Source organism: Collimonas arenae (genome assembly GCF_001584165.1).
Taxonomy (GTDB): domain Bacteria; phylum Pseudomonadota; class Gammaproteobacteria; order Burkholderiales; family Burkholderiaceae_D; genus Collimonas; species Collimonas arenae.
Genome location: NZ_CP013233.1, coordinates 3,769,949 through 3,795,924 on the forward strand (window position 1 = coordinate 3,769,949; position 25,976 = coordinate 3,795,924).

The following is a 25,976-nucleotide window of genomic DNA, read 5'->3' on the forward strand; positions in this document are numbered from 1 at the left end:
TGAAATAGCGCTGCAGCGCCATGATCTCGCGCGCCACATTCACCGGAAAACCCTGCCGCCCGCCCGGTTATCGAGCAACAGCTGCTCCAGGAATCGCATGCACGCAGCGGGCTTCTCCCATCTCTCGGCCAGATCGTTGGTAATTCTCGGAAAATATCTGGCCAACTCCCACGGCTTTTCAGTTGCGGGAAGTTTGGCAAACCACTGGTAAGTCAGCTCGCGCAAATCCTGATCCCGCCGGTCTTCTTGGCGCCGGAAAAATTCCCAGCGCTTCACCTCGCTTTTCGGCATCGCATCGACGCCGTCGAGCACCGACTTGGCTTCAATGATGGACACCTTTTCAAATGGCAAAGCGTGCAATTCTGCATTTATCGTTTTCATGCCTATCCCGTTTAGTCTACAACTGTCACATTGAGAGTTAACGGCCAAGACACGCGGATATTTAGAGAAAATTTTCCATGATTCCACAGGGAAACAGTGAGCGCATCATCGCCCGCAACCGATGATTGCGAGAGATGATTTGGCGCTCGCTCTGCACATCATGGCAACCGAGTTCAACCACTTTACTTGGAATCGGAAGCAACCGATGTCGAGGAAAAGTCTCGCCGTTGGCGTCCTGCCAGGTAATGTCGACGAAGAGCAATATTGGCCGGTTCGGCAACGTAGCGCGACACCAGCGCCGCAACCACTACCGTTAGACCAAGGAACAAAAACAACCACGGCAGGCTGGCGCCATAGCTCAGCTGATCTTTACTTAGCACGTCCCGCATCAGCCCCAGCACCACGATATGAAAAGGCAGATTTCATAGCTGTGCCGCCCCGGCCAGCGCACGGCGCCGGTCATCCACCCTGTGCTCCAGCCGAGTGCGCGATCGTTTGCAGCGCCAAGTAAAAGCACAACGCGATCAACGAGAAGCCGAATATCTCGTGCCCCCTGATTCCGCGCAAATAGATATCCAAAGGACACATAGTTGAGTGCCAATCGGGGCGATCACTAAGCGAAAATTCAACCGAATAGCCATTACACCGCCACGGAATATCACAGCTTTACACTATTAATTTCGTTTCACCTCGTATTGCAGGCATACGACGCCCGACGGAAAAATTTTACTATTCACCAGCATGAGTGCGGTTTTGTCCTTGATATTTTTGAACAAGGGGATACCTTGCCCCAGCAGTATCGGATTGACGAACAGCCAGTACTCGTCGATGAGGTTTTCCGCCATCAGCGCGTGAGTGGCGGAGGGGCTGCCAAACATCAAGATCTCGCTGCCCGAGCCGTGCTTGAGCTTGTTGATTTCATCGCTCAAATTGCTACTGATGATTTGCGTATTAACGTGATTTTTTTCCGACAAAGTTTTCGACAACACCACTTTGCGTGCAGATTTATACCAGCGTGAATGCTCATGGTCATGCGGGCTGGCGTCAGGCTTATCGGCAGCGGTTGGCCAGTACGACTCCATCATCTCGAAGGTGGTACGCCCGTATAAAGCTGTGTCGGTCTGCTGAATCCGCTGCTCCACGTATTCAAACAAATCAGTGCTGATACTTATCCAGCCGAGGCCCGCCGGGCCCTTCGCAGTGGAAGCAACAAAACCATCTAGTGACACATGTACAAACGAAACGATTTTTCTCATGACTTTCTCCGAGCTCAAGTTTTGATTACATAGCCGGCAAGCCGGGCCAGAGTTTGGTTGCCGCCTTCAATCGCACCAATTCTTTCTACCGCCATATTGCGTGCCTGCGCAGTAGGAAAAAGCAGACGGATCGTCACTTTGGTTTGTCCGCCCACTGCCTCGAACGTCCACATCGCCTCAAACATGGCCTTCGGGTCGCCCTTGTATGTGCCGCCGGTGCAAAACTCGATGTGGTGAGGTTTGTCGATCGCGGTATAGACGCTGCGGCTAGGATAATCTCGTCCATCCGGCCCGTGCATGACATGGTGCCACTCGCCTCCCACGCGAAAATCCAGTTTCTCCAGCGTGTTAGTAAACCCATCCGGCCCCCACCAGTGCACGACATGTTCAGGTTTGGTCATCGCCTCCCATACCAATTCGCGCGGTGCGTCTATCAAACGCGACATGATGATTTCGCGGTCGCTGGCATCAGCAATGTTCGCCGCGTTATTTTTTCTTTCCTGCACTTTTCGCCTCCACAGATTGAAGGTTTTTAAGATACACATCCAGACGATCGAGACTCTGCTCCCAGTGCTGGCGATATTGGCCGATAAAATCGGCAGCCTCGTGCAACGGTGCGGCATTGAGCTGGCAGGGGCGCCATTGCGCCTGGCGACCTTGTGTGATCAGTCTGGCCTGCTGCAACACCTTGAGATGCTTCGTTACGGCTGACGGGCTTATCGAAAACGGCTTGGCAAGCTCGGTAACCGATGTCTCGCCCAGTGCCAGTCGCGCAAGAATGGCGCGACGCGTTGGGTCAGCGAGCGCGGCGAAGGTGATGCTGAGCGAATCAGTATTCATGTTTATTATACCAATTGGTTAATTAATCTAATGGTGTAATATTAGCGATATTAAAATCGGTGTCAATGAAAATTCGCCTATTAGCTGCCTCACATGCGTTGGACCAATCATGAGGAAATCACCGATAGCCACATGGAGGGCTGAACCGCCGATGGCGGAAGTAGCGGCTACGTCGGCTTACGAGCAAAGCGGCCGCTGGCGAAGGATTTATTTTAAGTGTGAAGGACTGCTCATGGTCGTTTCAGGCCAGCCACGATTGCGTTGATTTCATCCCGTTGCAGTCACATCCGACTACGATCTTTGTTTGGTCCGATTCAATTTGAGATTCGGCACTAGTCCAAGCAAGCTACTGCTGATCGTTACTGGCTCAGATTCGAGCGCGGGTAGTTTTTCGCGGGCAAGAGCAATCGCTCCTGCTCTGTCGTTACAGTCAAAAATTAAATCGTCGAATTGATACCCCAGAATTACAAGCTCAGTTGACAAGTCCAGTCCGATGCAATGGCGCGAGGCCCAGTCGACAAACTGCAATGTATCTTCTTCAGAGTTTAGGTCGACAAAGAGTGCTCTAAGCCGAAATTCCTCTTGATAGCTCAACCTGATTGGACGCGGAGGGAATACATATTCAGCTTGCTTAAGGCAGGTGGCTGGCCATCAAGCGACAAATCAATCATTTCTTGTGCTGGTATGCCGGATTTGAGGATTTCCGTATCCGCCCAAGCAATGACATCCTCGCTCGAAGTGAAACCCATTTGCCAAAAAGTTAGCGCCGCAACAATAGCGTTCATGAAAATATCGATCTATCAAAAGGCGGATAATCAAGAGAATTCGTAAGGCTTAATCAATTTCGCCGAACACGCGAAAAATCGCAATTGTCCGCTTTATCCCGACGGCCTCATAGTGGGTTAGGCTCCCCTCCCCCCTTTTCCAAACAAATGCATGCAGTTCATTCGAACAATACCAACCACTCCAACCCATTCATCCCAATGTTGCCATTCGCGATCACCAACGCACCATCATCGTTAGGAAATACCCGTTGCAACAGAGCGAAATAGGCGGCGTTGCGCACGCCGTTTAAGTGTCCGCCATTGCTGTCGTAGTACGGGAAGTTCTCCGGGTGTAGCGTCCATGCGGCAGCTTGCTGATAGGCGGCTGCCAATTTTTTGCCTTGTGGCGTTTGCCAAACACTGCGCCCTGCAATCTCAAAGATGCGCGCCGCTGCCGTGGTTGGCAGTAAGGTGTAGTGCGTGTAGCTGAGGCCGTTGACTCCCCTGTGCGCTCCTCCACAATAATTGTTTGTGTCACTGCGGCAGATTTCCAACGGCAGCGATCCGTCTGGCGCCACTTCACTGTCCATCAGCGCCAGCCAGCGCACTCTAGCCCGCTCGAGCAAGGCGGTATCGCCGGTATATGCGGCGATGGCTGCATTGAGGAAAACACCCCAGTTGGCGTGATTGTTCTTGCGGTCGCTATGCGACAGAGGCAGGGCGATGTCGGTGAGGAGGTGTCGAAATGGCCGATCGTTCCAACCACCCACATCGCGCACCATCGAAGCGGCCAGGATGTACTGCGGCAGGTCGAAATTGATTTCCGATGCCCCCTGCTCTGACTTCACCTCTCGCATGGTATCGGCCCACGCGCCAATGATGGACTGGGCGTGTTTCGCATAAAGTGGATTCTGCGACAGCGCATAGCACAGTGCGGCGCGCCAAGCCATCGCGCCGTCGCTCGAGAAGCGCTTGGACATGTCCGTCTCAACAACCCCGCTCGAGGTGTAGTGCGGCGGCGGAGAAAATACGGAAACGGGGGCAGCGCTCGTATCGATTTCCTTGTCGCAATGCCTGATGAGTGGCGCAATGCGAGGCGGCTGGGCGCGCAAGGACTGAATTTCAGTCTCCGTGAGCCAAAGATTTGCGGTGGCTGTATATGCGGTAGCGATTGGCGATGTCAACGCGATAACTACAGCGACAAACGCGAGGATACGAGTCATGGGCGTGAGTCCATTCGAATCAAAGTGAGGTTACGACTTGGCAGAAATTGTTCGAACATAACCGTCAGCGAGCATATGTGGCTAAATAGCCACTGCATGGAAAAATCGCGAGAACCGGAAAATCGACACACATTTTGCATCGCACTACCACCATCCTTGGTAGAGGAGCGTTGATACAGATCGCGAACTATTGTGCCATCGAGCATCTTGAAGTCGGTCGGTATATCGCACCTATCTGCCGTGGCGTTTGCGAACGTGGAAAAACCCGCCAAAATGGCGATGATAAGAAGGGAAAAGCATCGCTTAAATTTCACGAGCAATGCCGACACGTAGTGGCCTGCAACTTGTGCGGTGAGTAGTGTTCATCGTACGCGTTCCAGGGCAACCTTGACTCCAAGACCAACAAGTATGGCACCAGAAAACTGCTGAAAGCGCTGGAAAAGCTTTGGCTTGGCTAGTAGCCAATGCCGTGCGCGGCCGCCAAGCGCGGCGGTGCAGAGGTTTACCGCGGTGCCCGATGCGATGGAGACTAGGCCAAGAATGGCCGCTTGCAGGCCAGGATTGCCCAGAGACGGATTGATAAACTGAGGAAGAATAGCGAGAAAGAAGAGAGCTACCTTCGGGTTTAGCAGATTGGATGTAGCGCCCTGTGCGAAAGGTGATGCCCGACGGATTCTGGATGGCTCCGTGGCGACAGAGACGGGGCTGCGCAGCATTTGCCAACCAAGCCAGCAGAGGTAGATAGCTCCAATGGTCTTTACAACAACAAATGCCGTGGGTACCGATGCCAGAAACGCAGTGATTCCAAAGGTCGCGGCCCCTGCATGCACTAACGCCGCACAGGCGATGCCAGCACAGACCTGTACCCCGGCGGACGCACCTCGTGAGACTGAATTAGACAGGATGCAGATGACGTCGGGTCCTGGAATCAGAGCGAAGCTCATATTGAGTAGCGTGAAAGCCAGAAGTGTGGAGAGTTCGATCATCTTGAGCCTTAACGTGATTTAAAGTTCACTTTGCAAATTTTACCGGTGCCAAAAAATGGGCGGCGAGTCACTAACCTTTGAACAGTCTTGCGGGCCTAGTTTAAATCTGCCAATATTTTTTTGGACATCTGTGCAATATCTTGAATGACCGTTATTGGCTGTGGATTCAGTCGGGAACCCATGCGCGAACGGACCCATCTGATTGGGAAAGTATCTCCACTAACTAATCTCCTCATTTAACTTGAACGGTCCGCGCCGAACTTCGATTACCATCGCACCATGAAAATATTGCCAATGCAATATTAGGTAGACGTAACCCCAGAACGCCGACTTACGGATGGTCAACGTTGCCGGAATAGGCAGTTGCCATGGCCGAATGCGGACGCGGCGAAAAATTGCTGGGAAAACGGCGATCGCGCAGGCGCATGAAAGGTCGTTCGACCAGGTTGTACATTACCCATCCAACGAGCAGTGCCGCCGCCGAGATGATCAGTATCGCGGTCACCGATCCTGGTGCAATGCCGAACGGGGCCAACTGTGTCGCGATGATCGTGGCAAGCGGCTTGTGGCTCAGGTAGATGGCATAAGACCACAACGCAAGATGGGATGCGCCGGGTACGCGGACTCTGTGCAGCAGTGATGCCGGGCTGAGTGCGGCGAGAACCAGCGCGCCGAAGCACAACGCGATCAGCGAATAGCCGAAGCCGCTCATGAAGTAGCCGTAACCATAGTTTTCGATGAAGTAAAAATTTACGATCAACCAGGCCAACAGAGCGGCGGCGACCAATCCGGCGACAAGGATTGCCTGTCCATGCCGCATCAACCGCTCCCATTGATCGCGGTGAAAATTCTTCAAGAGTGCCAGAGCTACCCCGGGCAGGAATTCGTCGCCGCGGCAGAACGTTGAGTAATACACGTTCGGATAGTAGTTGCCGATGGCGCCGTCGGCAATGCGGCCATATTTGATCCACAGCACGCTTCGCAGCACTACCCCGGCCAGCATCAGGCCGCCCAACAACATCCAGGCCAGCCGAATCGACTTGCCGAAGCGGGCCGCCAACAACACGACGGCCGGCAACAGCAAATAGAACTGCTCTTCGATGCACAAAGACCACGCGTGCGAGAAAGCGGTGCCGGGCGTGAGCTGATAATTCTGAGTGAAAGTCAGGAACCGCCAAAGCGCCGGTGGAGAATTGCCGCCCATGACGACCGGGAACAGAAAATAAAATGCCAGCACCACGTAATAGTTCGGCAGCGTTCGCAGCAGCCGGCGCGCATAAAATGACGGGAGCGACAGTGCGCGCCCACTTGCGAGACCAGCAAATAACTGGTTGCCAATCAGGTAACCGCTCAATACGAAGAAGAGATCGACGCCGACCCAGCCTGTGACGCTCGCCCACCCGAAAGTCGCCTCATGGCTGACGAAACACATGTAGTGATACATGAATACCAAAACAATGGCGATGCTTCTAAGCGTATCCAGGCCGTGTATGCGCGGTCGCGCCGCCGAATTGAGAGGATTTGGTTGTAGGTTCATGCGCAACGGTTTGGATTGATGATTTCGGGACGTCAGATTCGAGGCTGTATGAAACCCCTCAAATAATTGTCGCACGACAATATCCTCATCGTTGATAAATATTCTGCCGCCCGCTCCCAAACAGGCATGTGCGTTTTTGTGAACTGTCTCAATTTAACAAAAAATCATAAAAATTCACAAAATTTATCGCCATTTGCGGCATTCTTACGCCGCAGGGAGAGTTTGATAAAAATCGGGGAATAAAATGTCAAAAAATAATCTAACAGTCGAGGCAAGAGCGGAGTTGGGCCACGTTTCGCCCCTGACAGCATCGCTGGCCGGACTGGAAGAATTCAGGATCTCGTATCCCAAAACCATCGCCCACGTATTGCGCCAGTTCGCACGCCAAATGGATTTTCTGAATATCGCATTCGGACGGCACGGAGAACGCACCGTTACGCGCATCCTTGCGGTAGACGAAAGCAGCGGAACCTTTCATTACGATTACGGCGCCACCGAAATGGAAAATCTGCGCCTGCAGGATTCCGAGGAAAATCTTTTATCCGGCATGCAATCCGGCGTCCATGTCCAATTTATCTGTGGTCGGCCCGAGCCTGTGCTGTACGAGGGCTTGCCGGCATTCAAATCGCAGTTTCCCGAAAGTCTGTATCGCATACAGCGACGCGAAAGTTTTCGGGTGGAAACGCCGATTGCCAACCCTTACATCTGCACAGCCACCCTGCCCGATTCGCGGCGCGTGCGCTTCGAGATTGTCGATCTGTCTTTGACCGGCATCCGCTTGCGTTCCACCGACGCCAGCATCGGCGAACTGGAAATTGGTATGACGCTGACCGGGGCCGCGTTCGATTATCGCGATCTCGGCGTGATGGAATCGGAATTGAAAATTACCTTCATCCACAATAGCCAGACTTTCAGCAATCCGATCTACCATCTCGGTTGCCGTTTTCTGACTTTGCCGAAAGCCAAGGAAGCGAGCTTGCAGCGCCTGATTACCTTTCTGGAACTCAGTAGAAACCGGCGCTGACCCCACCATCAAGCTGTAAACGGCGGCGCTTGGCTTTCAGCCAGCGTCGCTTTTTTTATCCGTAGGCAGTTGGAATCAAGACCAAAACGGCTAGATCCGGAATTTCCGTTCAGCATCGAGAGCGGCTTTATTGTTGGTGTTAAAGAGAAAATCGGAACAGCGAAAGCGCATATCGGTTATGAAAAAAGGATATGAACACACGCTTGTAATCCGGTCAGGATTGAGTAGTCTGAACCTGGATTCATTGAAAGAGGGGTCATCGAAAGATGATTCGGTTTTATGGAAATCGGTCTGGTACTTGTTCTGTTGATTCCGTTCTCAATCATCGTAGCGTGGGTCGTCGATGAGGTGTATCAGGAGTATGTTCTCCACCACTACTATTGAATGCGCGCTTGTGACTAGCCGTGATGCAAATCGCCGCGACAAAGTCGATGCTGCAAAACAAGAGCAATAAAAACCCGGCACCACCATCGTGGCGCCGGGCTTGTTACTGATTCAGCGCTGGCAATTACCAGGTAAAACGCAATCCGACCGTGGCGTTGATGCCGTCGCGCTTTTGTCCCTCTGCATTGTTCAACGCAAATTGATAGGTCGCGTTGGAATACAGGCTGAAGTTCTTGGCCACCTTGGTCGCCAGGCCGCCACCCACCTCGACACGGCCGCCGTTAGCCGCTAATGGCCCGGTCGATGTGCCATCAAGGCATCTGTTTAATTTGGTTCTGCAACCAACACATTGAAGGTATCTGGCAAAAGCGCAGGACGCGGATGAGGATTCGCTGCTGTTGGCGCCGGCACCGCACCGAATTTTCCGCTCACCAGATACACCAGATGGTTTTCTGGATTGAGCGCCAGCGTCCGTGCACCCTTTTGGGTGGCGAGATTAGTCTTTACCGTGTATTTGTTCGCGGTATCCTCATGCACTACCGTCAGCGTTCCACCGCCATTGGAAACAAAAACCAGCCCGGAAGCAGGATCAAAAGCGACGGCATCCGGCTTCTCGCCGATCCCGACAGTCGTAACGACCCGCCCCGACAAGGAATCTACAACCATCATTTTCTGGTTGGCGCACACTGAAAATAACCGATGACGCGCATCGTCGATCGCCAGGCCGCTTGGCCCATCGCACTGAGACATCGTCCAATGCTTGACGATTTTTGACGACTGCGCGTCAATGACAGCAATTTCATTCTTGTCCTCCACATTGAAGAAGATGTGGCCCTGGCTATCGTTGACGGCAAATTCAGGCTGACCGAGGACTGACAGCGTATCAACGACCTTGCGCGTTACGGCATCGATGATCGTCACACTTTTTCCGCGACCGTTGAAACTGTAAATCCGTTGCAATGGCGGGTAGTACAGTATCGAATCAGGGCCTGGGCCAACTGTCTTGATGGTATCGATTGTCTTGAGGCTGTCGAGCTCGAAAACCGTTATCGTGTCCGATCGCCCATTGCTGGTGAAACCCAGTTTCAGATCCTGCGCGATCGCCACGCCGTGCACGCCCGCCGTATCGAGGATATTCGCCACCACTTCGCCCGACTTGGTATCGACAACTTGAACATGATCTGAGCGACTGATGAACAAACGTTCTCGCTTGCTATCGACAGCGATGTAATCCCAACCTTCCGTCCCTGATATCGGGAAACGCGAAACGATCTTGTAATTCTCGGGAGTGGCTGCCTGTGCTGGCAAGACGATCGTCATCTGCAAAAGCGCAAGAACGCCGGCCGCAGCGATGGTTGGTCTGCCGAAGGTGAGATTTTTCATGTATTGGGTATGAGGGTTGATGAATGCCCGGGGGCGAACGGTCGATTCCGCATCATTGCCAAGCCGGATGGCCTGACATGCCGGCATCAGGCTAAAGGGCAACAATTAGCGCAGAATTAGGAAGCGTGCCCTGATGTTCATTGATGACAGCATTGGTTGCCGCATCGCGCTCCGGTTACTTTACCTGTTTCTGCGGCCCCACACCATGTGGAGGTGCACTGAGCTCGGTCTATGTCGTCGCCGGATGCCTGATTGCGCTAGCGTTCGCACTGGCAAGGCTGTTCGAGGATGTGCCGCTGCAGAAAAAATCAAATCGTAAGATGTCGTGTTGTTATGTCTGCCGGTCTATTTGTCTGTCTGGCTGTATATTATCGATGCTTCCTTCACTCATCGAAAAAACAATGACGACACACACCATCCGCACTCTGGAATCCGGGGATTACGAATATGTTTCCTCTGTCGTCGATGAATGGTGGGGTGGCCGCCCTGTTCGCGCATTGGTGCATCGCATATTTTTCGACCATTTAAACGCAACCAGTTACGCAATAGGCCCATCGGACGCGGTGCAAGCATTTCTGATCGGCTTTGTATCCCAATCCAAGCCCAACATCGCATATATCCACTTCGTCGGCGTGACCCCTGCCGCACGTGCCGACGGTCTTGCACGCATGCTCTACGAGCATTTTTTTAATGTAGTCGGCGCCCGAGGCTGCACAGAGGTGCACAGCATCACTTCTGTCGTCAATACCGCTTCTATCGCGTTTCATCGCAAGTTGGGGTTTACGCTTCTTCCCGGATCCGGCGAAATTGACGGGCTCCCGGTTGCCCTCAACTATGCAGGCGAAGGACAGCATCGCGTCCGGTTCCATAAATCGCTGTGAGGCAGAGGAATATCCACGATTCAGCCCGCGGCATCCTGGCCAAGCCGCAATTCTTGCGCATCCAGTGTCCGCGATCGCCCCTGGGCTTTGGCGCTGTATAGCATGACGTCGGCACGCCGCAACATGGCTTCGAGCGTATCGTCAGCGGAGATGCGTACGGTGATGCCAGCGCTGTAGTTCAGCGCATGGCCCAGTTCGCGCGCCGTTGCATCGGCGAGATAGGCACGCATGCGCTGATCGAATGCCTTTGCTGCGGCGCGATCTGCATGATTCAGCAGCACGCAGAACTCCTCCCCGCCATATCGTCCAACGATATCGCCGGTACGCACTGCAGCCTTGAGCGCCCTGGCGACAAACTTGAGCGCGCGGTCGCCGGCCTCGTGGCCTCGGCTGTCGTTGATCTGCTTGAAATAATCGAGGTCCAGCATCAGCACTGCCAGCGGCTTGTCGTAACGCACGCTGTTTGCCAGCTCGACGTTGGACTGCACCAACCATGCGCGTCGGTTGAGCACGCCGGTCAGGTCATCGAACGTCGCCAAACGATCCAGAGCGCGCGCGGCCTCGTCGCGGTGCGCCAGAAGGATACCCGTCAGCGACAGCACGGCGGTCGCATTGGCGACCAGTGCGAAAGCGATATTCACCGGATGCGGCGTGAGAAAAGCCGGGAACTGATCGGTAAAAAACGCCCCCAGCACACCGCGCCAGGCTGTCACCACCATCTGCGCCACCAAGGCGACGACCAGCAGCCAGCGCCATCGGCCCACAGGCACAAGTGGCTCGCGCCACAGCGTCGCCGCCACCATGGCCATCTGCAGTGCGAGCAAGCCGTTGGCCCAGCCCACCCGAAACGCATAGCTGGAAAACCCGATGCCATAGCCAAGTGTGAGCACCACGGCAATGATCGTCGGCGCCCGAGCCAGCGCCGTCCGGCCGCACCACAAGTCGAATGCGGTGGCGTTCAATGCCAAGCCGCCGGCGATGCCTGCCATCGACAGCGTAGAAAGAGCGCGGTCGGTCCACGAGCCGGCTTCGACCAACCCGGAGATCAGCAGCAGCACCCAACCTGCAGCCTGCAGGAAAATGCCAAGCTGCGCCCGCCGCGCCGCCATATTTACCTGCCCCATTACCGAAGGCAGCGCCACGGCCATGGTCAGCATGCTGACAGTCAGTGCGAACAACAGGGAAGCAACGTCGGTGGGCATGGGTAGGCGCGCAGGCGGCAGGATATCGGCGTGGGTATGGTAAAACGTATTCGTTTTTTTTGCATGCCGGGAAACCACATCCAGCCGCCAAAAAGACAGGCCAAAGCCGCGCAAGGATCACTTCCAAACCGGTGAATACAGCGCGAAACGGGGAAGGCATCAAGATCGGCAACGGGTACCGGTCAGAGACATTGAAGTGAAAGCCGAAGCTACTTTCAGGGATGAATCAGTCAGGACAATGCATTTAAAGCAAGCAAGTCTAAGTGCGCGTGCATTGTTTCAGGCTTTTAATCTGTTCAAATACGCGCTCGGATAAGATGTAATCGAACGACTCTTTAGCGAGTTTGATCCTACCCAAGCGCCAACTGTCGCATTCATTTTTTTGGGGCACAGAGTCCATGAAAAAACGACAAGCGATTTGCCCACATGCCGCGGGTTATCTCTTTTGCACGGTCCAGTTTCCGTCTGCTGTCTTGCAAACTGGTATCGACAACGTCTGATCCTGGCCTTTGGCATGAAGCACAATATGTAGTCTGCGGCAGGTCTTGGCGTCTGTCTTGACTGTGTCCGTAGCACTCAACTCAGCATCAATAATCACCGAATTACCCAGGCTTTTATTGGACCATTGCTGGGTCTCGCCATCCGCTTTATTGGTCAGAACACTATCGGCTTCTGCAACCAGCGCAGTCTTGTCTTTCGGCTTCAGGTAGGTAATCGGTGTGTCATTCAAAAATCGCATGTTAGCCGCATGAGAGGCGGTAACTAAACAGCCAACTAAAACGGCACTTACAAAAAACGACGATCGCTTATGCATTTTTGCTCCTCTATATGGCATATTTGGCAACGAATTATTACATATAATGCATTCGAACAATGACAATCAGAAATTTCCCCGCCTCTCCGATCTTGCATTTTTCCGCATAACGCTTGCGGCTCATTGCGCGTCAACGGCGTCATGGTCTTGGGCGCGCCATTCGCGCCGTAAATGCGCCATTCTGTTAAAGGTCGTCCTAGCCAATTTCCACCAGGCGAACGGACGCGGATCGGCCAGCATGCTAAGGGCCCTGGAATAATCGAGCGTCAGCCCCGGCGTCCACGCCATGGTCACCGCACGCTTCCGAATCTGCGCAGCGACCCACAACTCCGGCGTGGCCAGGATGCGAAAGAACACGCGCCACCCCGCGCGATTGCCGTACAGGCGGCCAACGGCGCCGTCAATCGCGGCTTCCAGCGCCTGGGCAACGGTGCTGGAACAATTGCGATGGGTCAGGTTGTAGGTAGCATCGCTACGATAACGCAGCCAGAACGACTGTAGGCGGTGCGGGTCATAGTTCCGGATGCGCACCTGGACGGTTGACGGGCACCATGCTTTGGATTCCGTTGCATAGTCCGGCTGAAAGACACCGGGTACATCGTTCTCGCGAGTAGCGCGCAGCAGGCGCCCGAAATCGTCGGGCGAACGGTCGATCTCCACTCCCGGATACAGGCTGATATAAATTCCCTCCGGCGACTCCAACGCCGCATGCCCGGTGGAGATCACGCCGTTGACATCGACCGCCGCGATATAGCGATCGACAATCGGATAATTCTGAGTCGGCGACTTGGCTGAACCGGTTGGCGTCCAGACATGCACCGTCAGCGCCTGTTCATGGTCTGCCGGCGGGCCGTCCCACTCTACCTGCGCGAAAGCAGAAGCAACTGTCTCATCCGGCTGCATGGCCGGATGCGCCGATTCCGACAGAGCAGGGTTGCCGTTCAAGCGACGCACGCGAGCTGCCAGCCCAATCATGTTGGCGCCACCGAACATCAGGAACAGCCCCAGGCAATACGGTAATGTACCGACATAGTGCGTCGGGTATGGCTGATAAAAGAAAATCGCCAGCAAAATCTCGGCCACGCCCCAGGAAAACGCCACGCGCCAGCGACGATAGCGGACCATGTAGGCAGAGATGCACTGTATGAGTCCATCGGTCAGGAACAGCGTGCCAAAGATCATCGACAACAAGAAATTACCATGGTGATGGCCGGCGAAAATGAGTATCGACGCCAGCACCACGGCGCTGCCTTTCACATATCGCAGGATGCGCTGGCCGCCGACACCAGTCCATGCCACAGCCAGCGTTGCCAAGCCTTCGATCAGGAACAGGTAAGCAAAGAAATTGATCGGGAAGTACATCGCATTGTCGAGCGCATCGACAAATACGACCAAGCCTGCGACCAGCCATATCACTCCGATTACGAGGATGCTGCGCCAGCGCTTGCGCAGATACTCAACTCCCAATAACAGCAACACCAACCGTATCATGAATGCTCCTCCTGTTTTTGCCTGAGGCCGTTACGCTGGTCGATTAGACCAATGCCATTATCGTTACACATTTCATCAAATGCAGCCCCGCCCCGCCGCTAACGTTGTTTTTTGGCACCATTCCAGGGCGTTGTGCCTCATAACGCAGATTCCGAGACGTCGCAGCGCAATCCATTCAGGGCGAAGCAATGGCACGTGTTACCTTGCCTGATGCGGATATTCTTCGATTTCCGCTTTTCACAATCAGCAAGTTAAAGAGCGGGAGCAGGAGGAAGATATGTTCAGTACACCTGACCCAAATCAGAATCATCTCCTGGCAGCGTTGCTTGACACCGAATTCGATCGCCTGGCCCCACATCTGGAATTAATCCCAATGCAGCTGGGCGACTTGCTCTACGATTCCGGCGGCAAGCTGCAGCATGTCTATTTTCCGACAACATCGATCGTCTCGCTGCAATACCTTCTGGAAAACGGCGGTTCCTCCGAAATTGCCGGCGTTGGCAATGAAGGGATACTAGGAATTTCTCTATTCATGGGCGGCGATACCACGCCCAGCCGCGCCGTGGTGCAGACCGGCGGCCATGGCTATCGCCTCAAGTCACACATACTGATTGAAGAATTCAACCGTGCGGGGCCGGTGATGCGCCTGCTGCTGCGCTACACCCAGGCCCTGCTCACACAAATGAGCCAGACGGCAGTGTGCAATCGTCATCATTCGTTGGACCAGCAATTGTGTCGCTGGCTCCTGCTGACGCTGGATCGCCTGCCTTCGAACGAATTGACGATGACCCAGGAATTGATTGCCAACATGCTGGGAGTAAGGCGCGAGGGAGTCACCGAGGCGGCCGGCAAGTTGCAAAGCCTGGGCTTTATCCGCTATCGGCGCGGCCACATCACCGTGCTGAACCGGGCTGGCCTGAACAGCAGCGTCTGCGAATGTTATGACGTCGTCAAAAAGGAATTTGCGCGCTTGCTGTCTGACGTGCACCAGCGTCAGAGTAAACCGGCAGCAATCCGCTCGGACTGACATCACAGATCACCATTACCTTGTTTGAGCCGAGGCTAGCGCTCAGTTGTAAGCCCATCAGAATCCGAATTTATGCCCACGATAGAAATGCCGTCTGCCGAACAACTACCGCAAGCCGCACAGCAACCATTGCTAAAGGCGGGCGCCTTGCAAGACGCCATTTTCAACAGCGCCAATTTTTCCTGCATCGCCACCGACGCCCAAGGGGTGATCCAGATTTTCAACGTCGGCGCTGAGCGCATGCTCGGTTATAAGGCAGAGGACGTAGTAGACAAAATTACGCCGGCCAGTATTTCGGATGCGCAGGAACTGATTGCCCGTGCCGCGTCCCTGAGCCTTGAGCTGGATACCCCGATCACTCCAGGCTTTGAGGCGCTGGTGTTCAAGGCATCGCGTGGCATTGAAGACATCTATGAATTGACCTACATTCGCAAGGATGGCAGCCGTTTCCCGGCGATGGTGTCAGTCACAGCACTACGCGATGCGCAAGAAAAGGTGATCGGCTACCTCTTGATCGGCACCGACAACACGGCGCGCAAACAGGTTGAAGCGGAGCAGGCGCTGCTCGATCAGCGCCTGCGCGACCAGCAGTTCTACACGCGTTCATTGATCGAATCGAATATCGACGCTTTGATGACGACCGATCCGCGCGGCATCATCAGCGACGTCAACCAGCAGATGGAAGCGTTGACCGGCTGCACACGCGATGAATTGATAGGGGCGCCGTTCAAGAATTATTTTACCGATCCTCAACGCGCCGAAGCCGCGATCACTCGCGTGCTGCATGAAGGCAAGGTCACCAATTATGAATTGACCGCGCACGCCAGAGATGGCACGGAAACGGTCGTCTCCTACAACGCCACCACATTCCATAACCGCGACAACAAGTTGCAAGGCGTGTTCGCCGCCGCTCGCGACGTCACTGACCGCAAGCAATTCGAGCATAGGCTGCAAGAAAATAACGTCGAGCTGGAAAATGCAAAGGCCGCCGCGGAAAAAGCCAATTTGGCGAAATCGGATTTCCTGTCCAGCATGAGCCATGAATTGCGTACTCCACTTAATGCCGTGCTCGGATTCGCGCAGTTGATGGCATCCGACATACCGCCGCCGTCATCCGCACAGAAGCTGTCGATCGACCAGATTTTGCAAGCCGGATGGTATCTGCTGCGCCTGATCAATGAAATCCTCGATCTGGCAATGGTTGAGTCAGGCAAAGTGACGTTGTCGCAAGAATCGATGTCACTCACTGAGGTCATACAAGACTGCCAGGCCATGATTGAACCGCAGGCGCAAAAGCGCGGCGTGCAAATGACTTTTCCGCTTCTTGACGATCTCTTTTATGTGCATGCCGATCGGATCAGGGTCAAACAAGTAATGGTCAACCTGTTGTCGAATGCAATCAAATACAACCGGATCGACGGCACAGTCGTCGTCAACTGCGCGATGCGCGGCGCAGATCGAGTCCGGGTAAGCGTTACCGACACCGGGGCAGGCCTGACGCCGGAACAGCTAACGCAACTATTCCAGCCGTTCAACCGGCTCGGGCAAGAGAGCAGTGTAGAAGAAGGCACGGGCATCGGCCTGGTGGTCACCAAACAACTGGTCGAGTTGATGGGCGGCGTTCTCGGCGTCGAAAGCAGCATCGGCGCCGGCAGTGTATTTTGGGTGGAACTGCCCTCATCCAGCGCGCCGGAATTGGCACTTGAGAGCGTCGACAATCACAACGTGGGCAAACAGGATCATGCGGTGGCGCAACCGTCGGGCTCACGGCGCACGCTGCTCTATGTCGAAGATAATCCGGCAAATCTGGTGCTGGTAGAGCAATTGATTGCGCGGCGCGGCGATTTGAAACTGCTGACGGCCATCAATGGCCATCTCGGCATACAGATGGCCCGTGCGCATCACCCCGACGTGATTTTAATGGATATCAATTTGCCCGGCATTAGTGGACATGGCGCCTTGAAAATTTTGCTCGAAGATGTAACAACAGCCCACATCCCGATCATGGCGCTGTCGGCCAACGCCGTCCCGCGCGATATCCAGAAAGGCATCGAGGCCGGCTTCTTCCGCTATTTGACAAAACCAATTGAGGTCATGGAGTTCATGGATGCTCTCGACGTTGCGCTGCGCCACGCAGAACAACATGGCTTGTCGAATAGAACCTAGGTAGTGATGAAATGCCATCTGGTCTCTTTCCAGGTAGGTGAATGATTTTTTTGGGAATAACGCAATGCTTGAAGCATCCGAAATTCTGCAAGCCAGCATCTTGATCGTGGATGATCAGGAAGCGAATGTTTTGCTGTTGGAAAAAATGCTGCGCAATGCCGGTTACCAGCACATCACGTCGACAATGAATCCCCGAACGGTCTGTCCGTTACATCTGGCGCATCGCTACGATTTGATTTTGCTCGATTTGCAAATGCCGGAAATGGATGGATTTCAGGTCATGGAAGACTTGAAGGAAATCGAAACGACAGGATATTTGCCCGTACTAGTCATCACCGCGCAACCCGCCCACAAGCTGCGCGCGCTGCAAGCCGGCGCCAAAGATTTTGTCAGCAAGCCGTTCGACTTGATTGAAGTGCAGACACGCATCCATAACATGTTGGAAGTGCGGCTGCTGTACAGAAAACTGGATAATTACAACAAGATACTGGAACAGACAGTCCAGGAACGCACGGCCGAATTGCGCGAGAGCGAGTCCCGCTTCAAGAGTTTGACGGAACTGTCATCGGACTGGTATTGGGAACAGGATTCGCAAGGAAAATTTACCAAAATCTCCGGACCAGTCTTTGAAATGCTAGGAATCGACGCAGACCACGCATCAGGTACGAGCAGCCTTGCAACGACGGGGCAATGGAATGAGACCGAACGCAAGCAGTTGAACGACAACATTGCCAATCGTCGCCCTTTTCTCGATTTTGTGTATAGCCGCACCAAAGCTGATGGAAGTCAGCAATATCTTCAGGTCAGCGGAGAACCGATGTTCAATGTAAGCAGTCTGTTTATCGGCTATCGCGGCATCGGCATGGATGTCACCGAGCGCATGCATCGCGATCAGGAAGAAAAGCATACGCGCAGTCATGCGCATAAAACCGACGACGGCACGGATTAATTTGAATGGACCGGCACTCCAGATGGCGTGACCGGTTTGCAGTTAGTGGCTTACTTTGGTTTTAATCCACTATTGATGCGCACTGGCAGCCACAGTTAAAGTTCTTCCCATTCGCCGTTGGCGATATTTTTTTTACGCGCGCTGTTACTGGCGACAAGTTCTATCCGGCTCCGCGTAGCGCGCCGCCGAGTTTCCACCTGAGTGAACGCTTCATGTTGTCGATTGGCCATCGGCATGGCGACTACCCCGTGCTTGTCGTTGAGTTTGAACACCCTGACAACCTGCGCCAGATTGTCGGCCTGCTCTTGCAGCGACAAGGTTGCGGCGGCCGCCTCTTCCACCAATGCCGCATTCTGCTGCGTCACCGTGTCCATCTCGCCTATGGCCTGATTGATCTGTTCGATGCCGGCGTCTTGCTCCCTGCTGGCAGAGGTAATCTCCTCCATGATGTCGGTCACCCGCTTGACGCTGGCGACGATCTCGCTCATGGTGCTGCCGGCCTGATTGACCAGATCGCTGCCGGCGTCGACTTTCTCGACCGAATCGCCAATCAACTGCTTGATTTCTTTAGCGGCGCCGGCAGAACGCTGCGCCAGGTTGCGCACTTCCGTCGCCACCACTGCGAAACCACGCCCCTGTTCGCCCGCACGCGCCGCCTCCACCGCCGCATTCAGCGCAAGGATATTGGTTTGGAAAGCGATGCCATCGATGACGCCGATGATATCGACGATCTTCCGCGAAGAATCCTTGATCGAGCTCATCGTATCCACCACCCGAGACACGACCTCTCCGCCCCTAACCGCCACGTCCGATGCCGATATCGCCAAGCGGTTAGCTTGATTGGCATTATCTGCATTTTGTTTAACGATGGAAGTCATTTCCTCCATCGAGGACGCGGTTTCCTCCAACGAACTGGCCTGCTGCTCGGTGCGTGAAGAAAGGTCCTGATTGCCGCTGGCGATCTGTCCCGATGCGGTGGCAATGGTGTCGGTGCCGTTACGCACCTGGCTAATGATATTTTCGAGGCTGCCGTTCATATCCTTCAGCGCCGCCAGTAATTGGCCGGTTTCATCGGTCGAGTCCACCACGATGGTGCTGGTCAAGTCACCATCTGCTACCTTGCGCGCGATAGCAACGGCTCCGCGCAACGGCCGCGTAATGCTGCGCGTCACCAGCACGCCGACCAGTACGCCAATCAACGTGGCCGCGATCGAGAGTAACAACACACCCATGCGTGTTTCGCCTGCTTGTGATTCAGACGCCTTGCCAGATTCCTCCATCAGGCTGGATTGAAAATTGATCAGTTTATCGAGCGTATCCTGATAGCTCAGTTGCGCCGGACGCAAGTCGTTGAACAGTACGCTCGTTGCTTCACCGTTCTTGCCCTCCTTCACAAGCTTGAGGAAGGTCGTTCTCGTGGCGATGAATTTTTGCCTGTTTTCCGTGAGTTCCTTGAGAAGTTCGCGGCCCCTCGGGGTGGTAATGGTTTTGTCCAGTCGATCAATCGATTCGGTGATGACTTTGGAATTTTTCTCGATACCTGAAAATTCCTTATCCCGGCTGTCAGCATCTGTCATTAAAAGAAGATTACGTAGAGAGCGCGCGGTTTCATTCAGCTCATCCTTGATGGTGTGAGCCAGAACCGTTTTGGGATAACGGTCCATATTCGTCAAATTAATATCATTGATCAACCCGCCGATACGAATGTAGGCAAGGGTCGCGAGCAATAGCAGCAATATGATGACGGCACTAAAACTCAGGAATAACTTCTGACCAATTTTCAGGTTTCTAATATTCATTTTATTTTCCTTAGTTGATGAAGTGATTTCATAGGCCGGCCTTTTGACGACACCGCTTCAATTGCCGACATCCGTTGACTGGTGTCAATCAGATACGGAAAGCGATCATCCAAACCGGCGATCTGCCAGACTCCTTTATCGACACAAAATGATCTCGAACCAAAACACTCCGGGCAAGCGCAATCCCCCGGGCGAACTATCAATTCACAGAACCAGGTACAAATGTCGTTGTCGGGCTTGCACCGTTGAATGGAAGTGGATACGCGTTCCCCACGTATTCATGTCCCACGAATACGTTAACGGCAGCATTTGTAAAAACTTTAAGGTAGGCGTCAGCCTAGATGCGGTGGATCTGTCCAGCCGACGCACGCAAAATGAAGGCTAGCGATATTGCCAATGGGCTCTAGCTTGTAGATCAAGGTGAGACGCAAAAGAAATGACGTATTTCCGTTGCCAGAGAACTATCTGGGAGAATCACATGACTCGACAACTTCGTTCGTGTGTCCGCTAGCGCACTTTGATCACGACCTTCCCCTTCGTACGTCCCGTTTCTACGTAGTCCAAGGCCTGTTTGGTTTCCTCGAAGGGGAAGACGCGGTCGACCACCGGCCGGATGTGGCCGGCTTCGATCAAGCTGGTGATTTCACCCAGTTGCTGGCCGTTGGCAATCATGAAGTGGAAGGAATAGCTGGCGCCGCTGCGCCTGGCCGCTTTCCGGATGCCGTAGCTGAGCAATCCCATCACCAGGCGGAGAAAGCCGTTCATGCCGCGCAGCCTGGCGAAATCGGGATCCGGCGGGCCGGCAATGCCGATCAGCTTGCCGCCTGGCTTGAGCACGCTCAGGGATTTTTTCAGTGTATCCCCGCCCTGCGTGTCGAGCACAAGGTCATAGTCCTTCAATTTGCTCGAGAAGTCGTCCTTCTTGTAATCGATGACGATGTCGGCCCCTAGGCCCTTTAGCATGTCAGCGTTGGCTGTGCTGGCGGTGGTGGCGACCGTGGCGCCGATGTGCCTGGCCAGTTGAATCGCTATCGTGCCGACACCACCCGAACCGGCGTGAATCAGCACTTTCTGGCCCTTCTTCAGCTTACCTTTTTCGACCAGTGTCTGCCACGCGGTCAGCGCGACCAGCGGAATCGACGAGGCCTCCTCCATCGTCAGGTTGGCCGGCTTCAGGGCCAGCGATTTTTCCTTGATCGCGATGAATTCGGCAAACGTGCCGATGCGATCGTCATCCGGCCGCGCGTAGACCTCGTCACCCACCTTGAAACGGCGTACGCCCGTACCGACCCGCACTACCACACCGGCCATGTCGTTGCCCAGGATCAACGGCATCTTATATGGCAGCAACAGCTTGAATTCGCCATCCCGGATTTTATTGTCCAGCGGATTGACGCCGGCGGCGTGAATCCGCACCAGGACGTCATCATCACGCAGTCCCGGCTCGGGCAGGTCGCCCGAGGTGAGCATCTCCGATTTGCCGTAGCGCTTGATGAAGTATGCTTTCATATCTTGCTCCTGTTTTATCGTAAATTATTGTGACAGGGCTGTGGCGCGTTTGCGCACTGCCGGCTGGGAGTCAAGCCTCAAGTCCTTACGCACGCCGGCTTCGACCAGCACGGCTGGCGCGAATCGGCGCAGGAAGCTAAGGCGGCCGGCCAGGGCGCCCGAGGTGTAGCGTACTTTCGGCGTCGCCGTTCGCGCTACCTGCACCACCGTCTCGGCCACCACACCCGGAGCATCTGCGCCCTCAAGTGCTTGCTTCACGCGCAGATCCAATCCCGCTCGCAGGTCTCGATACTCGTCGAGCGCCTGGTCGGGCTGCAACTGGTTGGCGTCGAACGGCGACTTGATGTAGGCCGGTTCGACCAACGAAACGCGGATGCCCTGAGTGCGCAACTCCTGGTCTAGAGCTTCCGAATAACCTTCCATTGCGTGCTTGGTGGCCGAGTACAGCGCCATGTACGGCATCGGCACAAAACCCAATACCGAGCTGATGTTGATAATACGCCCGCTCCTGCGCTGCCGCATGTGCGGCAGGACGGCGCGGATCATCCGGACGGCGCCGAAGAAATTGGTATCGAAGATCGCCTGCGCCTGCTGGATCGAGCTCTCTTCGGCCGCTGCAGGCGCGACGCCGAAGCCGGCGTTGTTGACCAACAGGTCGATATGCCCTTCAAGCCGCAGCACTTCGCTGACGGCGGCTGCCACGGATGCGTCGCTGGTCACATCCAGCGCCAGCATCTCGAACGTGCGCTTGCTGCTTTCTCCCTGCGCGCCACGGCGGCTGCTGCCATACACCCTGTAGCCTGCCTTGGCGAGTTGCTCGGCGGTGGCTTCGCCGATACCCGATGACGCTCCGGTCACGATTGCGATCTTGCTGCCCATAGTGCTTCTCCTCAATAGTTCCATTTATATGACGACCATCATATTTTTCATCAAAAAAACCCCCAAATTGGGCTACCAAGCCGGCCTCATTTGCCAGCCTCCGAAAAATGCTTGAGCGCCGCTTTACGCAGCGCCTCGGACAACCTTGGATCATCAACCGCGCGCGCCATCATCATCGTGCCGATCATCGAACTGACCATGAACATGGCCTGTTCGTGCGCACCGGGAGTTCCCCAATCGGGCAACTGGCGGGCCACCACATCGATCATCTCCTTGATGTGGCGGGTGGCCGCATGCCGCACCTCCAGCGCCTGGCGATGCATCTCGGAGCCAAGCGCGGCCACCGGGCAACCATTCTCCACGTCCTCCAGGTGTTGCTGCGACAAATAGGCCTGCATCACAGCCTGCAAGGACTGTCCCGGCGCCGCAGCGGCAGCGATGCCAGCCGACAAGCTGACTGCTTCGGCACCAGCGCGGTCAGCCGCTTCTGCCAGCAGCGTCTCGCGCGAGGCGAAGTGTGCATAAAAACCGCCGTGCGTGAGTCCGGCTTCCTTCATGATATCCGCCACCCCGGTGCCAGCATAACCACTACGCCGGATCGCGCGCGCAGCCACCTCGACGATGCGATCGTGCGTCACTTCCTTGCGGCTCGGGGTGGCACGCTTGCTGCCTTGATAGGTTGATTTCGCTCGCATGACGATCATCATATATTGTTTTCGAAAAGCGCGCATGACTATGCATAGTTTGCCTGTTTAACCACCTGACTTACCATTGCAAAGATGTGTCCTGCACGCCATATTCGAATCGCCAAGCCCCGGGAAACGCAACCGATAAGCGCCCGACCGCAGAGCCAATATTTCGGAGCTTCGAAGTAATGTTTCCGGAGCGCTCCGCAATTCCGACTCTATATATGACGAGGCTTTGTGGTCCATTTCGGCTCCTCAAAAAACGGTAGCGGACCCAGTGGACTGCCGGGGAACAGATAAACTCAGCCTCACATCATAGGAAAACTGAACTATTTACCGATTTGCCGGCTAACGCTATTTTCCTGCTGGTTCAATGTCCGTTGCTCCGATTTAGTAATATGACTACCGTTCTGCGCAGCCATATCGCGTTCTTCTTGTCGAATTTGTTTATCTTCGGTGTGTAGTGTTTTCGCCTGGCCGCGCGTTATTTCGCCTTCTTTGACCTCGTTGTGAATGCGTCGGTTTTGATTTTTGAGCCGATTGTTCACCTGCTCCCGGCGAGGATGATTTTTTGCCAAGTGGTATCCGCATAGCTACTGGTTGCGGCGGTGGCAAATACGCCGACTACCATCATCAAGGCTGCGGCTTTATTCAGATTTTTTACATTCAACATGATGAGAACTCCCAAGGTTTAACTGCGGTGATATACGGCCTCAGTAACAAATGTCACACTCCTAAAAGCGTTCGAACACGACGAGGCGATGACACACGGGATGTATCAATTGTGCCAAATTGTATCCATCTACACCTTCATCAAACCATAGAAAAAAGCCCGCTAACCTTGCGGCGCGGGCATAAAGAACTTCTTCATTGTACCCACCACTAAGAGAGTGGTTTCAATATAAACCAATTAGTAATTTTTGTGACCAATATAACAATATTTCACACATTACATGTCGGCGCTCCTCTTCGCCTCCAGCTCCTTCTGATAGTCATCGCGGCAATCGGTATTGCAGAACAACAGTCCATGGTTGATCTGCTCGTCTCAGCAATAACAACGCCCATCGACCACGCCGCGTCTTGCCTGCATGCGCCATGGCGTTCTCGACTACGAGAAACGGAAACAACGCAAAAACCCGTGCGGCAATAAGTGGAGATTGAAAAGGCAGAAGGTGGTGATGTTTCAGAAAATCCGGCAGCAAAAAATCTTAAAGCCGAGTAAGACGCAAACCAATTATCGCTTGGCTTCTTTGGGCGCGTGGCGCGGATTGCCCGCATGCATCAGGAAAGATTGACCAACAAGGTTTCAAAGAAAAGGCCGGAGTATCGCCACCCGTCCGGGCTTTTACTTGGTTTCAGCGCCAACGATCAAACCTTGATTCGTGATGCGCTGTTGTACCACATAGGCAATTTCTAATTATCGGATTCGCTACCATCGATCTGCATTAGGCAAATCAATCGCCATCAGCGAAACCGCGTATTCAAGAGTTTTTTTATAGTCAGGCATGCTTGGATGCGTACTATTTGCCAATGCTGCCAAACTGCATTCAAAAACCCGTTGATTGATCCTAGGGTCTCCGGTCTTGACCTTCGCCAAATAATAGCGAACATCTTTGATCGCGAGAAGTACCGAGAATCGGACATCCTCGCCATAAAGCGCCAGAGTCGCGCACCTCAAAATTTTATCGATTATCTCATTGAGAAAATTATCGTTGACATAGGTTTCCATTTGACATCTCTTCAAAAGCGATTGCTGGTCAAAATAATCGCTGAAGTTGGTTCAGTGCGTCCAATGTTAAACGTGGATTTTTACAATCGTTTTCAAAAATCTTTCCGAGCAACTTCCTTGTGTATTTCTTCGATTAAAGTCGATTCGAAAAATATGCATCGATCTAGAGCAAAAATAGATAATGGTTCACGGCAGGGAAAATCGCCTCTTCACTCTTTTCGAGGAAAGATTATGTTAGGTAAATTTTGAGTGGGGCAACACCTGGATGCTTGACCAAGTGGGCAAGCGATATTTATGTGCTCCGTGTCGGTAGTAGAGCGCCATGAAAAAACCGAACAGAATGCCCGCCGCAACTGACCCGCCAATGGTCGCAATAACGCTCTTGCCATGGTGAGGAAAATTCCTGGACCACATGAGTAGCGACCATACAATTCCAAACCAGATGGTCGAGAATATAAAATTGAAAGTAAAACGTGCGAAATGCGGGGGTGGAAGCGAAATACCTGCATTCCAGGCCAATCGATACAAAGGTGGCGCGTAGTTGAAGCGCCAAATACCCGTGGCTTCCAATGTCGTCAATGCTGCGCTAACTTCGAACGGATAGGACAAGAGGACACCTTGTAAATTATGGGCAAGGGAATTGGCGTTTAAGGAAAACTCGACCTGAGAGCGCTACGCTTGAAAGGCGTAACACGCTGAAGTAAAGCATAGCAACTGACTCTGCGTCTGAGTTATGGCAAGTTTTGTCGAACAGTGATTTCACCCCAGGCAAAACCAAGCAAAAGCAATAATAAAATGGGAAGATGCGAGAGCACCGGGTGCGACTCCCACCATTTAAAAAATGTGGGCGACATCGCGAAGATTGCTGGTGCAAATATAAAAATAATGAGGCCCACCATGACAGCAATGGTAAGCAGAATTTGCACTCTTTTCATGTCGTCATCTCGCAATTAACGAAACCGCATAGTCGACGGTATTTCTATAATCAGGCAAACTCGGATGTGTCCGATTGCCCACAGCTATTAGAATGTTTTTGAACGTCTGTAGATTCGCATTGAAACTCCCC

27 protein-coding genes and 1 pseudogene are annotated in these 25,976 nt (G+C 53.8%); 6 read left to right on the top strand and 22 right to left on the bottom strand.

Features of this window, described 5'->3' with window-relative positions:
- Positions 1-39: 39 nt before the first annotated feature.
- The 9 genes from CAter10_RS17290 to CAter10_RS17325 all read right to left on the bottom strand — a co-directional run bounded on the left by CAter10_RS17290 (position 40) and on the right by CAter10_RS17325 (position 6,987).
- A complete protein-coding gene (locus CAter10_RS17290; protein WP_128083119.1) occupies positions 40-336 on the bottom strand; it encodes a hypothetical protein in 297 nt (98 codons plus the stop codon).
- Between the two features lie 227 nt (positions 337-563).
- Positions 564-761 (bottom strand): hypothetical protein, encoded by a 198-nt coding sequence (locus CAter10_RS22580; RefSeq protein WP_128083120.1) that lies wholly within the window; start codon positions 759-761, stop codon positions 564-566.
- A 294-nt stretch (positions 762-1,055) separates the two neighbouring features.
- On the bottom strand, positions 1,056-1,637 hold the full coding sequence (locus CAter10_RS17295; RefSeq protein ID WP_061534388.1) for a dihydrofolate reductase family protein: 582 nt from the start codon (positions 1,635-1,637) through the stop codon (positions 1,056-1,058).
- Between the two features lie 14 nt (positions 1,638-1,651).
- A complete protein-coding gene (locus CAter10_RS17300) occupies positions 1,652-2,143 on the bottom strand; it encodes an SRPBCC family protein (RefSeq protein ID WP_197467139.1) in 492 nt (163 codons plus the stop codon).
- Positions 2,124-2,477, bottom strand: a complete 354-nt coding sequence (locus CAter10_RS17305) for an ArsR/SmtB family transcription factor (protein WP_061534389.1) — start codon at positions 2,475-2,477, stop codon at positions 2,124-2,126. The genes CAter10_RS17300 and CAter10_RS17305 overlap by 20 nt, the downstream gene beginning before the upstream one ends.
- 590 nt (positions 2,478-3,067) lie before the next feature.
- Positions 3,068-3,262, bottom strand: a complete 195-nt coding sequence (locus tag CAter10_RS22585; protein WP_128083121.1) for a hypothetical protein — start codon at positions 3,260-3,262, stop codon at positions 3,068-3,070.
- Between the two features lie 158 nt (positions 3,263-3,420).
- Entirely contained in the window at positions 3,421-4,464 is a 1,044-nt protein-coding gene (locus tag CAter10_RS17315; RefSeq protein ID WP_082797968.1) for an alginate lyase family protein, read from the bottom strand.
- Positions 4,465-4,826: 362 nt separating this feature from the next.
- Positions 4,827-5,450 (bottom strand): LysE family translocator, encoded by a 624-nt coding sequence (locus tag CAter10_RS17320; protein WP_061534392.1) that lies wholly within the window; start codon positions 5,448-5,450, stop codon positions 4,827-4,829.
- A 331-nt stretch (positions 5,451-5,781) separates the two neighbouring features.
- Positions 5,782-6,987, bottom strand: coding sequence for an acyltransferase family protein (locus CAter10_RS17325; RefSeq protein WP_061534393.1), 1,206 nt, complete (start codon positions 6,985-6,987; stop codon positions 5,782-5,784).
- 244 nt (positions 6,988-7,231) lie between these two features.
- Here CAter10_RS17325 and CAter10_RS17330 point away from each other — a divergent pair, with 244 nt between their 5' ends.
- Entirely contained in the window at positions 7,232-8,011 is a 780-nt protein-coding gene (locus CAter10_RS17330; RefSeq protein WP_082797970.1) for a flagellar brake protein, read from the top strand.
- A gap of 508 nt (positions 8,012-8,519) precedes the next feature.
- On the opposite strand, the gene CAter10_RS22920 is transcribed toward CAter10_RS17330, so the two are convergent.
- Together CAter10_RS22920 and CAter10_RS17335 are read right to left on the bottom strand one after the other, a co-directional pair.
- Entirely contained in the window at positions 8,520-8,660 is a 141-nt protein-coding gene (locus CAter10_RS22920) for a hypothetical protein (protein ID WP_164840462.1), read from the bottom strand.
- Positions 8,661-8,719: 59 nt separating this feature from the next.
- Positions 8,720-9,778, bottom strand: coding sequence for a YncE family protein (locus CAter10_RS17335; protein ID WP_061534395.1), 1,059 nt, complete (start codon positions 9,776-9,778; stop codon positions 8,720-8,722).
- Positions 9,779-9,921: 143 nt separating this feature from the next.
- Between CAter10_RS17335 and CAter10_RS17340 the strand changes: the two genes are divergently transcribed.
- The gene (locus CAter10_RS17340) at positions 9,922-10,659 is read left to right on the top strand and encodes a GNAT family N-acetyltransferase (RefSeq protein ID WP_231879028.1); all 738 of its coding nucleotides are present in this window, start codon (positions 9,922-9,924) and stop codon (positions 10,657-10,659) included.
- Between the two features lie 20 nt (positions 10,660-10,679).
- Here the strand turns inward: CAter10_RS17340 and CAter10_RS17345 are convergent, their stop codons facing one another.
- The 3 genes from CAter10_RS17345 to CAter10_RS17355 form a co-directional block, all read right to left on the bottom strand.
- Complete coding sequence (locus tag CAter10_RS17345) at positions 10,680-11,861, bottom strand: GGDEF domain-containing protein (protein ID WP_061535437.1); 1,182 nt, start codon at positions 11,859-11,861, stop codon at positions 10,680-10,682.
- A gap of 436 nt (positions 11,862-12,297) precedes the next feature.
- Complete coding sequence (locus CAter10_RS17350; RefSeq protein ID WP_061537398.1) at positions 12,298-12,675, bottom strand: DVU3141 family protein; 378 nt, start codon at positions 12,673-12,675, stop codon at positions 12,298-12,300.
- Positions 12,676-12,795: 120 nt separating this feature from the next.
- Positions 12,796-14,166, bottom strand: coding sequence for an HdeD family acid-resistance protein (locus CAter10_RS17355; RefSeq protein WP_061534397.1), 1,371 nt, complete (start codon positions 14,164-14,166; stop codon positions 12,796-12,798).
- 277 nt (positions 14,167-14,443) lie between these two features.
- Here CAter10_RS17355 and CAter10_RS17360 point away from each other — a divergent pair, with 277 nt between their 5' ends.
- From CAter10_RS17360 to CAter10_RS17370, 3 genes are all read left to right on the top strand, one after another.
- A complete protein-coding gene (locus tag CAter10_RS17360; protein WP_061534398.1) occupies positions 14,444-15,193 on the top strand; it encodes a Crp/Fnr family transcriptional regulator in 750 nt (249 codons plus the stop codon).
- A gap of 72 nt (positions 15,194-15,265) precedes the next feature.
- A complete protein-coding gene (locus tag CAter10_RS17365; RefSeq protein ID WP_061534399.1) occupies positions 15,266-17,359 on the top strand; it encodes a hybrid sensor histidine kinase/response regulator in 2,094 nt (697 codons plus the stop codon).
- A 64-nt stretch (positions 17,360-17,423) separates the two neighbouring features.
- Entirely contained in the window at positions 17,424-18,308 is an 885-nt protein-coding gene (locus CAter10_RS17370) for a response regulator (protein ID WP_061534400.1), read from the top strand.
- A gap of 95 nt (positions 18,309-18,403) precedes the next feature.
- Here the strand turns inward: CAter10_RS17370 and CAter10_RS17375 are convergent, their stop codons facing one another.
- The 5 genes and pseudogenes from CAter10_RS17375 to CAter10_RS17395 all read right to left on the bottom strand — a co-directional run bounded on the left by CAter10_RS17375 (position 18,404) and on the right by CAter10_RS17395 (position 23,815).
- Positions 18,404-20,107: a methyl-accepting chemotaxis protein gene (locus CAter10_RS17375; protein ID WP_128083123.1), complete on the bottom strand. Its 1,704-nt coding sequence runs from the start codon at positions 20,105-20,107 to the stop codon at positions 18,404-18,406.
- Between the two features lie 507 nt (positions 20,108-20,614).
- The gene (locus CAter10_RS17380; RefSeq protein WP_061534401.1) at positions 20,615-21,616 is read right to left on the bottom strand and encodes an NADP-dependent oxidoreductase; all 1,002 of its coding nucleotides are present in this window, start codon (positions 21,614-21,616) and stop codon (positions 20,615-20,617) included.
- A 24-nt stretch (positions 21,617-21,640) separates the two neighbouring features.
- Positions 21,641-22,495, bottom strand: a complete 855-nt coding sequence (locus CAter10_RS17385) for an oxidoreductase (RefSeq protein ID WP_082797971.1) — start codon at positions 22,493-22,495, stop codon at positions 21,641-21,643.
- A gap of 86 nt (positions 22,496-22,581) precedes the next feature.
- Positions 22,582-23,202 (bottom strand): TetR/AcrR family transcriptional regulator, encoded by a 621-nt coding sequence (locus CAter10_RS17390; RefSeq protein ID WP_061534403.1) that lies wholly within the window; start codon positions 23,200-23,202, stop codon positions 22,582-22,584.
- 308 nt (positions 23,203-23,510) lie between these two features.
- Positions 23,511-23,815 (bottom strand): annotated as a pseudogene (locus CAter10_RS17395) (hypothetical protein).
- 624 nt (positions 23,816-24,439) lie between these two features.
- On the opposite strand from CAter10_RS17395, the gene CAter10_RS24615 reads away from it, so the two are divergent.
- A complete protein-coding gene (locus tag CAter10_RS24615) occupies positions 24,440-24,598 on the top strand; it encodes a phage virion morphogenesis family protein (RefSeq protein WP_082797972.1) in 159 nt (52 codons plus the stop codon).
- Between the two features lie 12 nt (positions 24,599-24,610).
- On the opposite strand, the gene CAter10_RS17400 is transcribed toward CAter10_RS24615, so the two are convergent.
- From CAter10_RS17400 to CAter10_RS17405, 3 genes are all read right to left on the bottom strand, one after another.
- A complete protein-coding gene (locus tag CAter10_RS17400) occupies positions 24,611-24,910 on the bottom strand; it encodes a hypothetical protein (RefSeq protein ID WP_061534404.1) in 300 nt (99 codons plus the stop codon).
- A 234-nt stretch (positions 24,911-25,144) separates the two neighbouring features.
- Positions 25,145-25,519, bottom strand: a complete 375-nt coding sequence (locus tag CAter10_RS22595) for a DUF6404 family protein (RefSeq protein WP_128083125.1) — start codon at positions 25,517-25,519, stop codon at positions 25,145-25,147.
- 122 nt (positions 25,520-25,641) lie between these two features.
- Entirely contained in the window at positions 25,642-25,845 is a 204-nt protein-coding gene (locus CAter10_RS17405) for a hypothetical protein (RefSeq protein ID WP_061534405.1), read from the bottom strand.
- Positions 25,846-25,976 lie beyond the last annotated feature (131 nt).

Excerpts from the sequence above, each read along its gene's own strand:
- CAter10_RS17295 (WP_061534388.1), bottom strand. The coding sequence starts at position 1,637 with ATGAGAAAAATCGTTTCGTTTGTACATGTGTCACTAGATGGTTTTGTT.
- CAter10_RS17305 (WP_061534389.1), bottom strand. The coding sequence starts at position 2,477 with ATGAATACTGATTCGCTCAGCATCACCTTCGCCGCGCTCGCTGACCCA.
- CAter10_RS22585 (WP_128083121.1), bottom strand. The coding sequence starts at position 3,262 with ATGAACGCTATTGTTGCGGCGCTAACTTTTTGGCAAATGGGTTTCACT.
- CAter10_RS17315 (WP_082797968.1), bottom strand. The coding sequence starts at position 4,464 with ATGACTCGTATCCTCGCGTTTGTCGCTGTAGTTATCGCGTTGACATCG.
- CAter10_RS17320 (WP_061534392.1), bottom strand. The coding sequence starts at position 5,450 with ATGATCGAACTCTCCACACTTCTGGCTTTCACGCTACTCAATATGAGC.
- CAter10_RS17325 (WP_061534393.1), bottom strand. The coding sequence starts at position 6,987 with ATGAACCTACAACCAAATCCTCTCAATTCGGCGGCGCGACCGCGCATA.
- CAter10_RS17330 (WP_082797970.1), top strand. The coding sequence starts at position 7,232 with ATGTCAAAAAATAATCTAACAGTCGAGGCAAGAGCGGAGTTGGGCCAC.
- CAter10_RS17335 (WP_061534395.1), bottom strand. The coding sequence starts at position 9,778 with ATGAAAAATCTCACCTTCGGCAGACCAACCATCGCTGCGGCCGGCGTT.
- CAter10_RS17340 (WP_231879028.1), top strand. The coding sequence starts at position 9,922 with ATGACAGCATTGGTTGCCGCATCGCGCTCCGGTTACTTTACCTGTTTC.
- CAter10_RS17345 (WP_061535437.1), bottom strand. The coding sequence starts at position 11,861 with ATGCCCACCGACGTTGCTTCCCTGTTGTTCGCACTGACTGTCAGCATG.
- CAter10_RS17350 (WP_061537398.1), bottom strand. The coding sequence starts at position 12,675 with ATGCATAAGCGATCGTCGTTTTTTGTAAGTGCCGTTTTAGTTGGCTGT.
- CAter10_RS17355 (WP_061534397.1), bottom strand. The coding sequence starts at position 14,166 with ATGATACGGTTGGTGTTGCTGTTATTGGGAGTTGAGTATCTGCGCAAG.
- CAter10_RS17360 (WP_061534398.1), top strand. The coding sequence starts at position 14,444 with ATGTTCAGTACACCTGACCCAAATCAGAATCATCTCCTGGCAGCGTTG.
- CAter10_RS17365 (WP_061534399.1), top strand. The coding sequence starts at position 15,266 with ATGCCCACGATAGAAATGCCGTCTGCCGAACAACTACCGCAAGCCGCA.
- CAter10_RS17370 (WP_061534400.1), top strand. The coding sequence starts at position 17,424 with ATGCTTGAAGCATCCGAAATTCTGCAAGCCAGCATCTTGATCGTGGAT.
- CAter10_RS17375 (WP_128083123.1), bottom strand. The coding sequence starts at position 20,107 with ATGAATATTAGAAACCTGAAAATTGGTCAGAAGTTATTCCTGAGTTTT.
- CAter10_RS17380 (WP_061534401.1), bottom strand. The coding sequence starts at position 21,616 with ATGAAAGCATACTTCATCAAGCGCTACGGCAAATCGGAGATGCTCACC.
- CAter10_RS17385 (WP_082797971.1), bottom strand. The coding sequence starts at position 22,495 with ATGGGCAGCAAGATCGCAATCGTGACCGGAGCGTCATCGGGTATCGGC.
- CAter10_RS17390 (WP_061534403.1), bottom strand. The coding sequence starts at position 23,202 with ATGATGATCGTCATGCGAGCGAAATCAACCTATCAAGGCAGCAAGCGT.
- CAter10_RS17400 (WP_061534404.1), bottom strand. The coding sequence starts at position 24,910 with ATGGAAACCTATGTCAACGATAATTTTCTCAATGAGATAATCGATAAA.
- CAter10_RS17405 (WP_061534405.1), bottom strand. The coding sequence starts at position 25,845 with ATGAAAAGAGTGCAAATTCTGCTTACCATTGCTGTCATGGTGGGCCTC.